The organism is Sulfurimonas indica, from assembly GCF_009192995.1.
In the GTDB taxonomy this organism is placed as follows: Bacteria; Campylobacterota; Campylobacteria; order Campylobacterales; family Sulfurimonadaceae; genus Sulfurimonas; species Sulfurimonas indica.
In genome coordinates, this window is sequence record NZ_SDID01000001.1 from 112,072 (window position 1) to 124,647 (window position 12,576).

Below are 12,576 nucleotides of genomic sequence, written 5' to 3' on the forward strand. Positions count from 1 at the left end.
CTTGTCAAAATTTATAATCACATTATAATACCACAAAAATTATTATGTAGAGGGAAATGAAGAGTTTTTTTTTATAATTTTAAAACACGAAAAGAGTCAAGCAACTTTACGATTAGTAAAATTATAAGCCATGCCAGCACCATTGTAATAACAGTATGAGAGAAAAAGTGATCCCCTATTATCATCTTATAAAGTCCCATACTCCAACCGGTAACAACTCCTATACCCAAGCCGATAATTTTGTTTTTTTTCTTTTTAAAGAGAAAAAAAAGACTCAAAAGCGCAAAACCACCGCTTGCATGTCCGGCCGGCCAACACTTACTTTTTTTGTGTGTCAGTTTAAACTCTTGCGAATAACTTTGCCATACTGCACTTCTTGGGTAGATGCCGCCGTAATGCTTCTCATCTTTTGGACACGGCATATTTGTCTGACTTTTGAGCCCACTTGAAATTACCGGTACAAATATAGCTGAGAGTATCAAGATAACTATACCTCTTTTATAGCTCTGAATGAGTGGTTTTTTCCAAAAAAAGATCAAAGCAAATAGAAACATTGCTGCAATGATAATAAGCAGTTTTTTAATTCCATCATAAAATATAAATCTATAAGGCTGCAGCGACCAGTCTAAAATCCATTTATGTGTCGAGAAGTTATAAAACATATCCTGGATATAAAGATCAACATCTGTTATACCAAAAAAGAGTATCACTGCTGCAAGTATCAATGATGTGAGGATGATTTGTCGCTTCAGTGTCATCTTTTGAGCATATCCATATCTTTTTTATAAACGTCTGTTTTTACATTGAAAATGCCTAAAAATGTATGAAAAAGATTGTCCTGTGAATACTCTTTATGACTTCTCTCACGCAAGGCCTCTGCATTGATCTTTTTACTCATATTTTTACCAAACCACATAATCGCACCGATATGCGTCTGTGCATCAGGTGCCATAAAGTATGGTAAACCATGTAGATAGACACCACCTTCGCCAAGACTCTCCCCATGGTCGGCCATATAGATCATTGCAGTGTCATAACTTTCATCATATTTTTTCAAAAACTCTATGACCTGACTTAAAAAATAGTCTGTATAGAGAATTGCATTGTCATAAGCATTAACAATCTCTTGCTGCGTACACTCTTCAAGCTGATTTGTTTTGCATGTCGGTGTGAACCTCTCAAAGGCTTTTGGATAGCGTTTAAAGTATGCCGGTCCATGGTTTCCCATCTGATGTAGTACAACAAAAATATCTTTCCCTCTGTTTTTTTCAATGAACGCATCAAGTCCCTGAATCATTCCAATATCTCGACACTCACCTTCTATACAGATAGAGTTGTTTTTTGGAATTTTAAAATCTTCATACGGTACACGCAGTGCTACACCTTTTGAGTCTGAGTTATTATCACGCCATAAAACTGCTATGTCATTCGTATGTTTTAAAACATCCAAAACATTTTCAGTTGTAATACCTTTTTTGTAGTTATAATCACCCCTGTCATAAACTGCGAACATACAAGGTACTGACTCAGCTGTTGAAGTTCCACACGAGCTGACATTTGTAAAGTTGATAATGTCTTCTTTCTTAAGCAGTGGATTTGTCTCTCTCTCATAACCGTTAAGACTAAAATGATCAGCTCGGGCTGCTTCACCCACAACCATTATGACAAGTTTTGAACGATTATCATCTGATGGTTTAACAACTTTCGCATCTTCTCCTATTGGCTCTACGACTATCGGTCCGCTGTTAAATGTTTTATTGATGTATTTTCCTGTTGAATAGATCCAATAAGCAGGATTAACGGTAAAACGAAGTGGTTTATGCTCTCTTGCAAATGATGTATAGTGCTTGGAGAAAATGAAAATCATACCAACGATAACAACAATAGATATACCAATCAATTTTAATCTCGAAATGAGCTCTTTTTTAAAGCCTCTGTTATCAATCTTTACTTTATAGACCAGAATAGAAGGAAGCAGACCTAAGAACGTAAAGTAAAGTACCTGTTTAAATGTCAGCAGATCCATTGATTCGTTGATATTTGTCTGCATCATATTGCGAATCATACTGTCATCGATAACAACATTGTAACTGTTCATAAAGTAGTTTGTCAGAGAAGAGACAATCAAAATCAAAATAATAATGGGTTTAATAGTCCATTTCGTACTGACCAAAGAAAAAAGCAGTGTTGTAAAAAAGAAAATAACAATCGCTGTTGAGGCAACAAAACCGAAATTTTCTCCAAGTGGATAGACTTTTGTCAGATTTACAAAAAATGTGTAGTTATCAAACAGAACCAAAAAAAGGCTTGTCAGTAAAATAAGTTGTGTTTGTGTGATTTTTTTCAACGGAATATTCTCTTTATATTTTTTTAGAATTATACATTCTTAAAATGAATGAGAAGTAAAAGTAAAAAATGGTAAAATTCCATCATTAATTTATAAGAAAAGATTAAAAATGAACAATGAAGCAATCAGTATCGTAATTTTAGCAGCGGGAAAAGGTTCCCGTATGAAATCAAACAAAGCAAAGGTACTCCACACTATCAGTGGCAAACCAATGCTCTATCATATCATTAAAGAGTCCAAAAAAATCTCTGATGATATTACTGTGGTCATTGCGCATCAAAAAGATGCAGTAGTAAAAACTATGGAACAATATTTTGATGATATCAATTTCGTTGAACAAGATGCCGTGAACTATCCTGGAACCGGTGGTGCTGTGATGGATATCACACCAAAACATGACAAGGTCTTGGTACTAAACGGTGATATGCCACTTATAACTGCTGAATCTCTTAAAGGTTTTCTTTCTTTGGAAGCTGACATTATTATGAGCATTTTTGACCTAAAAGACCCAAGTGGATATGGCCGTGTAATTATTCGTAATGAAGAGGTTGAATACATAGTCGAACAAAAAGATGCCAGTGATGCTGAGCTCAATGTTACAACGGTAAATGCAGGTGTATATGCTTTCTCACGCAGTATCTTAGAGAGATATATTCCTTTCCTTTCCAATGATAATGCACAAAAAGAGTACTATCTGACAGATATTATTGCCATGGCAAAAGAAGAAGAAGCTTCCATCGTTCCGCTCCTTGTTGATGAAGCCTTCTTTAAAGGGATAAACTCTAAAAAAGATTTGGCTGAAGCAGAAGTCATTATGCAAAACCGTATTAAAAAAAGATGGATGGAAGCGGGTGTCATTATGCACTTGCCTGATACTATTTATATTGAAGAGAGTGTAGTTTTTGAAGGTGAATGTATCGTAGAGAACAACTGTCGTATCACAGGTGAAAGCAAAATTGTAAACTCTCATATCAAAGCAGGCAGTGTTGTTGAAGATAGCACAATGGTAGATTCAGATTGTGGTCCGATGGCACATCTTCGTCCACTCTCACATATCACAGATACACATATTGGCAACTTTGTTGAAACAAAAAAAGCAACGCTACATGGTGTAAAAGCAGGACATCTCAGCTACATCGGTGATGCAGAGGTAAGTGAGGGAACAAACATAGGAGCAGGCACCATTACCTGTAACTATGATGGTAAGAACAAATATAAAACCATCATTGGAAAAAATGTCTTTATCGGTAGTGATTCACAACTTATAGCTCCTGTTACAATCGAAGATGATGTAATGATAGCAGCAGGATCAACCGTTACTAGTGGTACAGTTGCTAGTGGAAATTTAGTTCTCAGCCGTACAAAAATGCGTCTTGTCAAAGACTTTTATTATAAATTTTTTGGGAAGAAATAGTTTTTAAAAATGACAGAGTATCATACATTTGATCCTCTAATATTTCCTGATTCAAAAATCTTGATTTTAGGCTCATTCCCAAGTATAAAATCTCTCCAAGAGGGATTTTACTACGCGCATCCACGTAATCAGTTCTGGCCAATACTCTCTAAGATATTTCATGAAAAAGCAGATACAAAAGAAGAGAAAATCGAACTTTGTAAAAAATACCATATTGCACTCTTTGACAGTGCAAAGAGTCTGCAAAGAGAAAAAGGCAACTCGAGTGATACAAATCTGAAAAATATAGAAGTAAATGACTTTGAAGGGCTTTTAAAAGAGTATCCATGCATTGAACTTATTGCTTTTACAGGCAAAAAGGCAGAGCAGATTTTCAATACAAAATATAAACATCTTGCAATAAGAAAAGTGCTCCTTCCCTCTACATCTCCGGCTCACGCAAGCATGAAACTTGATGAAAAACTACAAAAATACAAAGCACTCTTTCAAGAGATTTTAGGAATTTAAAACTTTTTCCAAAGCATTTTCATAAGCATCCATATCAAGACCAAACTCTTCTATGGTCTCTTTTGCTGTTGCAATTGATTCGTCCGTTATTTCACCATTTGGCAATACTGTCTCACGTACAGCTTTTAACTCAGCTGCCATTCTCTGTTCATCCGGCCCTGTACCCTCCGGGTCATCACTATAGCGGATAATATGTACGATTTCCGGATCAAGTCCCCATCTGTGAAAGAGTGTTGCAGTTACATCAGTTGTTTGTGCTCCACAAGCCGTTTTTTCAGCACTTGCGATATCTTTACCTGCTAAAAGCGCTTTTTGAATAATGTCAACTTTACCATCTTCTACAAGTGTTTTAGCGATAATCACACGACCGATATCTACTAAAAATGCCGCCGGTGCCAAAACTCCAAGATTTTTTGACTCTTTACGGATAAGCCAGTTAATGGTCAGTGCAAGTTGTCTGTCACATGCCAGTGCAAATTCTTCTTTTGTCATATTGTATGGAGAGAGATCTATCTCAAAGTTTGAATCAACTGCACTCGTAAGTACAAAAGTTCTTACTGCATCTTTTCCAAGAAGAGAGATTGCCTGCTTGATACTTGTTATATTACTTTTCATTCCATAAGCAGGCGAGTTTACAATACGAAGGATATTAGCTGTCAAAAGCGGATCTTTTTCTATGGCTTTTTGCATATCCTCAAATGTAGATTCCGGATCTTGATAAATTCTCTCAACTTCTTGAACTGACTCAGGAAGTGCCGGAATTGACTCTATATTTTCTAAAAGTGTTTTTGTCATCTATCTTACCTTTTTTCTAATCTATTTTTATTGTAATGCAGAGAGAGCAAAATTTTCCATTCCTGCCGATTTATTTCTTAATATTTTCATCTAATTGTATATTCTAGTAACAATCAATTGATATTTTAAATACTCTTTAATCTCACTTATAACATTAATATTCCTTCTATTCTAACTTTATACCTATATTCTATCTTTAGAATCAAGTATATTACCCTTCCCTGTCAAATATAAGAATTTTTCGCTAAAATACAAGAAAAATTAGAAAGTTTTTTATGAATATCACAGAAAATTTACTTCAAAATAAAAAAATTCTTTTAGCAGTGACAGGTTCCATCGCTGTATACAAATCACTTGAGCTCGTTCGTCTCTTTGTAAAAGCAGGAGCTGAAGTGCGTGTTGTCATGAGTGAAAGTGCCAAAAAATTTGTTGCACCACTTACTTTTGAAACACTCTCATCAAACAAAGTCTTAGATGATACAAATGAAGACTGGTCAAGTGACTTCAACCATATCAAAATCACACAATGGGCAGACATTATGGTCATCGCTCCAGCTACTGCGAACACTGTAGCAAAGCTTACCAATGCCATCGCAGACAATATTTTACTCCAGTGCGCACTTGCATACCCAGGTATGAAAATCTTAGCACCCTCAGCAAATACAAATATGCTGCAAAACCCAATCACACAAGCCAACTTTAAAATGCTCGGTATTGCAAACTACACGATTTTAGATACACAGGTAAAAGAGCTCGCATGTAAAACAACAGGTGATGGTGCAATGGCAGAGCCGCTCGATATTTTTTATCAGAGTGCACGAGAACTCTTAAAAGATGAATTTTGGTCTGACAGACGCGTTATAGTAACCGGTGGCGGTACAATTGAAAAGATTGATGATGTCCGCTATCTCTCAAACTTCTCAAGTGGGAAAATGGCAAGTGCCCTGGCTGTTGCCCTTTATCTCAAAGGTGCCGATGTGAACTTAATAGCAACAAGATTTGACAGTGAACTTCCCGAAAATATGCATAAAATTGATGTTGAAAGTTCAGCGGAGATGCTGGAGTATCTTGTTGACTCCATTCGCATCGCAAAAAAAGGTAAACTCTCTAAACCAACACTTATGCGTGATGAGCATATCCATCTTATACAGAAAAAGCCTTACCTTTTTATGGCAGCAGCCGTGAGTGACTATGTACCAAAATTTGAACAGGCCGGAAAACTCAAAAAAGAGTCTCTTGGCGATGAATGGCAGCTTGAACTCAAAAAAAATGTAGATATACTGGATTCAATCGATAAAGATGGTATAACAACCATTGGGTTTAAAGCAGAGATGGATAAACTAAACGCTATCGATAATGCTTCAAAAATGTTAAAAGTCAAAGAACTTGATGCCGTCTGTTTGAATATTTTAGAGGATTCTTCAAGCTTTGGCAGCTCTACAAATAAGATAGAGTTCATTACAAAAGATAAAGTTACATCATTACCAGAAAATGGCAAACTTTCTCTCTCTTTTGAAATAGTAGAGAGTGCAAAAAGCCTCCAAGAGAAGTAGATGAACAGAGCAAAGCATATAGCCATTATTATGGATGGAAACGGAAGATGGGCAGAACTTCAAGGCAAAAAACGTGTCAAAGGACATGAAGCCGGAGCAAAAGTTGTTAAAGAGATAACAACGTATTGTGCCAATAATGAAGAGATAGAACGTCTTACTCTCTATGCTTTTTCAACTGAGAACTGGAAACGTCCACGCCTTGAAGTGGAGTTTTTAATGAAACTGCTTGATAACTATCTCAAAAATGAACTTGAAGTCTATCTTGCGAATAATGTCCGTTTTGAACCTATCGGCGATATTCGTGCCTTTTCAAAATCACTGCAAAAAACGATTGCTATGGTTCAAGAAAAAACAGCACATTGTGACGGACTTGTACAATCTTTGGCACTCAATTACGGCTCACAGGATGAAATTATCCGTGCTGTGAACAAACTGCGAAGTGTTGAAGAAGACATTACAACACAAATACTCTCTAATGCACTTGACTGTAAACATAATGTCGACCTGCTCATCCGTACCGGAGGAGACAAAAGACTCTCTAACTTTTTGCTTTGGCAGGCAGCGTATGCAGAGCTCTTTTTTGTTGACACTCTTTGGCCGGATTTTGGTACAAAAGAGTTGGAAAAAATCATCAAAAAGTTTAAAAAAGTCGAACGTAGATTTGGAGGACTGAAATAATGGAATATACTCTAATCACTTCTTTTATTTTAGGCCTTCTTATCGGTTCATTTTTAAATGTAATCATTGTTCGTATACCCAAAGAAGAGAGCATTGTATTTGGAGGCTCACACTGTGTGCACTGCAGTAATAAACTCAAGTCATGGCACAACATTCCTCTTTTGTCATGGATTTTACTGCGAGGAAAGTGTGCTTACTGTAAAACTCCGATATCTGTTCAATATCCAATCGTAGAGCTGATTTCCGGATTTGTTTTTTTAGCAATAGCCTCTAAATACGGCCTCTCTTTTGCCTCTTTTTTCATTGCCATGAGTTTTTTAATGCTACTTGCACTCTCAGTCATTGACTTTAAGTATAAAATGATTCCGGACTCACTTAATCTGTTGGCAATTTTCTTTGCAGTTTTTGGTGCATGGAATGTTGATGGTGTTGTGCATAACTTTCAAAATGCCCTACTCTTTACCGGTGGATTTACTCTGCTGCGTTTTACACTTTCATACTACTTGACCTCTTCTGTTTTTCGAGCAGGTCTCAAGACAAAAACAACTTGGAACAGACACTATGATAGAACACCATTTATCGAAGCCATGGGAGAAGGCGACATTATGGTAGCAGCTACTATGGGGGCTCTTCTTGGTATACAACTTGGTCTTGTTGCTATCTTTTTATCTGCCCTTTTGGCACTGCCTGTAATGCTGCTTGTTCTTGGACGTTCAGCTGAAGAACAACGCGTACCCTATGTGCCTTTTTTAGCAATGGCTACTTTTATCGTCTTTCTTTATGATTCACAAATTATGGACTACATCAAGGCTAGTTACTGATGAAGCGACTACGAAAATATATACTGAGTAACTTCTCATCTCTTTTTCTCTCTATATTTTTGCCGCTGTTCTCCATTGCGTCTGTTATCTTTTTGATCAAACTCGCAGCATATACTGCCATTATACAGCTAACGATTTGGGAGATGACAAAGCTTTATATTTTCATCTTACCGCAGCTACTTTTTTATACACTGCCGATTACTTTTTTCATAGCTGCGACACTCTCACTCTTTAAGCTCTCAAATGACAATGAGATCATTGTGCTCTTTTCCCTGGGTATCAAACCGTTTTTTATCGTAAGAACATTTTTCTGGCCTGCACTGCTGCTCTCTTTGGTTATGTTTTTTAACTTTTTGGTTATTGACCCGCACGCAACAGTACTCTCGAAAAACTTTGTCTCTTACAAAAAGAGTGAAGCAAAATTCAACCTCTCTGCAAGTGAGTTTGGTAACAGCTTTGGAGACTGGCTTTTGTATCTCGGTAAAAAGAATGAAGACGGTACTTTTGAGAAAGTTTTTCTTTTTAACAAAAAACAAAAAGAGGAGATTCTCATTGCTGCAAAAAAGGCAGAGGTCATTAATGATGCAGGGATTTTACGACTCAAGCTCACGCAGGGTGAAGGGTACAGTTACTCAACAGAGAAATTTTCCCAAATAAACTTTAACACAATGCTAATAAATGACACCATGAAAGCGGACTTGATGAACTACAAAAAACCGCTTGAGTACTGGCTCTCAAAAGAGGGATACGGACGAAAGAAACACCTGTTTATCAGAAACTCACTGATGAGTCTTTTTCCACTCGTTACACTCTTTTTGATTGTCTCTTTCGGTGTCGTTCACACAAGACATCAAAAATCGAAGATTTATCTCTTTTTGTTTTTAACGATTCTCTTTTACTACTCCGGACTTTTGGCATTAGAGAAGTACCTTGGATTTTACACCATTGCAGCCGTTTCTCTTGGGTGGCTTTTTGGAAGCTATCTGCTTTATAGAAGAACAATAGTAAGAAAGTTCTAATGAGAGTAGCTGTTACACTGGCATACAACGGTACCCACTATCACGGCTCTCAAATTCAAAGAGATATCTCACCTACGATATTTGGTACTTTTGAAAATGCCCTTTTACGACTCGGAATTGACCAGAGAGTCATTGTAAGCGGTCGAACAGACCGTGGTGTTCATGCCACAGGACAGGTGTGTCACTTTGATCTGCCTCCTTACTGGAGTGACACGCAAAAGCTCAAACGAGTTCTTAATTTTATGCTTCCTTCTTCCATTCGTATACTTCGTGTCAAAGAGGTAAGTGATGATTTTCATGCCAGATATTCAACAAAAAAAAGAGTCTATCGTTATATCTTAAAAGATACGCCACTTAGCCCTTTTGAGGCTGACTTTGTAACATACTCCCAAGAGAAACTTGATGTCAAGATGCTGCACCATAAGATGCAGCTCTTTCTCGGTGAGCATGATTTCAAGCACTTCAAGAAAAACGGCAGTGATGAAAATACAACCATCAGAATGATATACAAAGCATTTGCCTATAAGCATAAAGGGTATATAATACTTAACTTTGAAGCAAACGGATTTTTAAGAAGCCAGATTCGAATGATGGTTGGCTCACTTTTAAAACTAAGTAAAGAAGAGATTATAGAAAAACTCGGTGACACAAACCACAAAGTAGATTCAGCCCCACCAAACGGGCTCTATCTCGCAAAAATAAAATATTAAAGGATGGCTATGTTTGAAGATGTAAAGATGCCCGAAGGAATGTCTCCAGAAGCTCTGGAACATCTTATGTATCCCAAAAACTATGGAAAACTCGATGATGCAGACGGCATTGGAGTAGCACTCGATGAAAAGACAAAAGAGTATGTCATTTTCTATACAAAACTCGAAGATGAAATAGTAAAAGATGTAAAATTTGCTACAAACGGATGTCAAGATACCGTCGTTATCGGCTCAATGTTTACAGAGATGATAAAAGAGAATGATGTTGATTATGCACAAAAAGCGATTCAAAAGATGCATGACAAACTGGGTAAACTCTCGGCACAACAGCAGGTCTGTGCAGATATCGTCTTTACTGCCTTTATAGCATCACTCAAAAACTATGAAAACAGACAAAACGGTGCTAATGAAGAACTGCATCTCTTAAAAATGAAAAAGAGTTGTGAAATACCATAGGAAGAGGAAGAAAAAAATGACAAATAAAACATATCAAAAAAAACATGAGCTGTGGCTCAGCATCCTTTTTGCATCTTTTGCGATCAATGATGAAGCAATCAAATCACGTCTTTATGACTTTTCACAAATCGCATTCCGCCATATGAAATGGCTTGGCAATGATATCTTAGAGAGTGGCAAAGATTATAACTACGACAGAGAAATGGCGCTTTTAAAACGAGAAAGTAATTTTGAGATACTAAAAGCACTCAAAGAGGAGATAGAAGCTACGCAAGCGCTTTACCCTGATACAATCCTAGGAGAGCGCATCAAAACAGACGATACCTATCTTCTGCAGTATATTTCTGAACTCCTTGCTAATCCTGCAAACGATGCCAAAGTGACCGCTTTTAATATGGAGAGAAAATGGGAAGATCTGGACCAGAGTCAAGTCGATGCACTGACACTCTTTTTATTTGAAGAGTCTTACAAAGAGTATGAACTCATTTTAGTCTATGCATACATGCAGGCACGCACAAAAAATGTGCTTCACTTCAATGTCTTTCAAGACCTTGTCGATGAGTCACACTTCCATCTCAAATCTTTTGGAAATATGATGGCAAAACTCGGCATCCTTGCACTCCCGCGTGAGCTTCATGAGATGACCTATGTTGTTAAAGATTTGGACAAATTTGTAAAAGACGGCATAGCAGAAGAAGAAGCTGCAAAAGAGATGTGTAAAGAGCTCAGTGACTCCATCAAAGATGAAAAACTCTCAAAATTTTTCGACTTTATCAACTATCAGGAGTCGTATCATATCGAGCTGATGAAAAAGTTACTCTAAAAGAGTGACTTTAACTTTGCCCATAAAATTCCAATATACTCATGGAGAGCAATCGTTGAAATATATAAAGCATTTGCACTTGGAACTCTTAGGTAGCCTCTAAATTCACTTCTGTAAAAGCTCGTTGGTGCTGCTATTGGATGCATGCCGAGTGATTCAAAAAGCATCATGGCGCGTGGCATATGAGAAGCAGATGTTACAAGCACAAAAGGCTCTGAGCCTACAACTGTTTTGGTAAACAATGCCTCTTCTTTTGTATCTTTTGGTAAAGGGTTAATGAGCATATCTTCACCTGAGATATCTAATGCTTCTGCCATTTTTGCGTTCATCAATGCTTGGGAAATATCTGTTTTGCCTTCAAAACCTGTAAAAATAATTTTTGAGTTTGGCATTTTGTTATGAATAACAATACCCTCCACTACTCTTTTTATAGAAGCATCTGTAAGCTGTGATGATAGTGGCTGTGCTTCATCGGTATCATGCCCATTACCCAGTACGTGAATGAATTTTACTTCCTGTTTATAATCATACTTAGAGTATTGATTCTCCAAACCTGATACAAGATAGTTTGCAAAAGGAGGATAGGAAAATAAAAAGAGTAAAAAAAGCGAACTCAAGAAGAACTTTTCAGCTCTGTTCTCATTTTTTGCATAAAAGTAGTAGATACCAAGAACGAGCAGCGTTAAAATAAGACCAACCGGCTCGATAAAAAATGATATAAACTTCTTAAGTAAAAATCCTATCTCCATTATTGTATCACTCCCCTTATTTTTTCTACCACTCTCTCATCCCACAACAACCCTTTATGGTGTAAATCATCAATTTCAACGTAATAAACAAGATTATTTATACTCTCTTTGAGTGCTCTTGCATTTTCTATGTATGTTGTTTCATCATCACGACTTACAAAAAGGTAGCTTGCTGCATGCACATTTTGCATAAACTTTTTCGTTTGGAATTTATATCTTATCATAGCTGCTACATTAATACCAAATTTTTTCGCTGCCAAAGAGGGTATGGAATCAAAAGCACCTACTAAAAAAAGTGCTTTGACATCTACTTTAGAAGCTACATAGGCTGCTACACTTGAGCCTATGGAAAAACCAAGCAGATAAAAGTCTCCATAGTTTTTTTTGATAAGCTGCGCGATTTTAAGACCATCTTGCAAAAGATTTTTCTCATTGGGCACACCTTCGCTTTTTCCATAAGAGCGGTAGTTAAATGTAATGATTCTCACCTGCGGATAGAGCTTTGCAAATCTATTGATAAGCCCAACTGCATCATGGCTTCTTCCTACAAATACAAGCAGTGTACTATGAGGATACTCTGGTTCATACACTACACCTTCAAGCTCTACCCCGTCATCTGTTGTCATACTCAGCAGCGTACATGCTTCACACAAATGCTCATCTCTATAGTGAAAGGGTGAAAAAACCATAAAGTGTTGCCACTG

At 37.0% G+C, this 12,576-nt stretch carries 14 protein-coding genes; 9 read left to right on the forward strand and 5 right to left on the reverse strand.

What is annotated here, in order from left to right:
• Positions 1-71: 71 nt before the first annotated feature.
• Both ES948_RS00650 and ES948_RS00655 read right to left on the reverse strand, forming a co-directional pair.
• Positions 72-758, reverse strand: coding sequence for a phosphatase PAP2 family protein (locus ES948_RS00650; RefSeq protein ID WP_152182991.1), 687 nt, complete (start codon positions 756-758; stop codon positions 72-74).
• A complete protein-coding gene (locus tag ES948_RS00655; RefSeq protein WP_152182992.1) occupies positions 755-2,347 on the reverse strand; it encodes a phosphoethanolamine transferase in 1,593 nt (530 codons plus the stop codon). The genes ES948_RS00650 and ES948_RS00655 overlap by 4 nt, the downstream gene beginning before the upstream one ends.
• A gap of 109 nt (positions 2,348-2,456) precedes the next feature.
• Between ES948_RS00655 and glmU the strand changes: the two genes are divergently transcribed.
• Together glmU and ES948_RS00665 are read left to right on the forward strand one after the other, a co-directional pair.
• The gene (glmU, locus tag ES948_RS00660) at positions 2,457-3,761 is read left to right on the forward strand and encodes a bifunctional UDP-N-acetylglucosamine diphosphorylase/glucosamine-1-phosphate N-acetyltransferase GlmU (RefSeq protein WP_152182993.1); all 1,305 of its coding nucleotides are present in this window, start codon (positions 2,457-2,459) and stop codon (positions 3,759-3,761) included.
• Positions 3,762-3,770: 9 nt separating this feature from the next.
• Positions 3,771-4,268 (forward strand): DNA-deoxyinosine glycosylase, encoded by a 498-nt coding sequence (locus tag ES948_RS00665; protein WP_152182994.1) that lies wholly within the window; start codon positions 3,771-3,773, stop codon positions 4,266-4,268.
• Here the strand turns inward: ES948_RS00665 and ES948_RS00670 are convergent.
• Positions 4,257-5,063, reverse strand: coding sequence for an HDOD domain-containing protein (locus tag ES948_RS00670; RefSeq protein WP_152182995.1), 807 nt, complete (start codon positions 5,061-5,063; stop codon positions 4,257-4,259). The genes ES948_RS00665 and ES948_RS00670 overlap by 12 nt on opposite strands.
• 275 nt (positions 5,064-5,338) lie before the next feature.
• On the opposite strand from ES948_RS00670, the gene coaBC reads away from it, so the two are divergent.
• From coaBC to ES948_RS00705, 7 genes are read left to right on the forward strand one after another with little or no spacing between them, the layout of a single operon-like run.
• Positions 5,339-6,616 carry a bifunctional phosphopantothenoylcysteine decarboxylase/phosphopantothenate--cysteine ligase CoaBC gene (gene coaBC / locus ES948_RS00675; protein WP_152182996.1) on the forward strand — a complete coding sequence of 426 codons (1,278 nt, stop codon included), beginning with the start codon at positions 5,339-5,341 and terminating at the stop codon, positions 6,614-6,616.
• Complete coding sequence (locus ES948_RS00680; RefSeq protein ID WP_152182997.1) at positions 6,617-7,294, forward strand: di-trans,poly-cis-decaprenylcistransferase; 678 nt, start codon at positions 6,617-6,619, stop codon at positions 7,292-7,294.
• Positions 7,294-8,115: a prepilin peptidase gene (locus ES948_RS00685; RefSeq protein WP_152182998.1), complete on the forward strand. Its 822-nt coding sequence runs from the start codon at positions 7,294-7,296 to the stop codon at positions 8,113-8,115. Before ES948_RS00680 ends, ES948_RS00685 begins: the two co-directional genes overlap by 1 nt.
• Entirely contained in the window at positions 8,115-9,134 is a 1,020-nt protein-coding gene (locus ES948_RS00690; RefSeq protein WP_152182999.1) for an LptF/LptG family permease, read from the forward strand. Before ES948_RS00685 ends, ES948_RS00690 begins: the two co-directional genes overlap by 1 nt.
• Positions 9,134-9,844 carry a tRNA pseudouridine(38-40) synthase TruA gene (gene truA / locus ES948_RS00695; protein WP_152183000.1) on the forward strand — a complete coding sequence of 237 codons (711 nt, stop codon included), beginning with the start codon at positions 9,134-9,136 and terminating at the stop codon, positions 9,842-9,844. Before ES948_RS00690 ends, truA begins: the two co-directional genes overlap by 1 nt.
• A 9-nt stretch (positions 9,845-9,853) precedes the next feature.
• Positions 9,854-10,300, forward strand: a complete 447-nt coding sequence (locus ES948_RS00700; RefSeq protein ID WP_152183001.1) for an iron-sulfur cluster assembly scaffold protein — start codon at positions 9,854-9,856, stop codon at positions 10,298-10,300.
• A gap of 16 nt (positions 10,301-10,316) precedes the next feature.
• The gene (locus tag ES948_RS00705; RefSeq protein WP_152183002.1) at positions 10,317-11,123 is read left to right on the forward strand and encodes an iron-binding protein; all 807 of its coding nucleotides are present in this window, start codon (positions 10,317-10,319) and stop codon (positions 11,121-11,123) included.
• Here ES948_RS00705 and ES948_RS00710 read toward each other — a convergent pair.
• Positions 11,120-11,872 carry an ElyC/SanA/YdcF family protein gene (locus ES948_RS00710; protein ID WP_152183003.1) on the reverse strand — a complete coding sequence of 251 codons (753 nt, stop codon included), beginning with the start codon at positions 11,870-11,872 and terminating at the stop codon, positions 11,120-11,122. The genes ES948_RS00705 and ES948_RS00710 overlap by 4 nt on opposite strands.
• A complete protein-coding gene (locus tag ES948_RS00715) occupies positions 11,872-12,561 on the reverse strand; it encodes an alpha/beta hydrolase (RefSeq protein ID WP_246153786.1) in 690 nt (229 codons plus the stop codon). Before ES948_RS00715 ends, ES948_RS00710 begins: the two co-directional genes overlap by 1 nt.
• Positions 12,562-12,576: the final 15 nt, after the last annotated feature.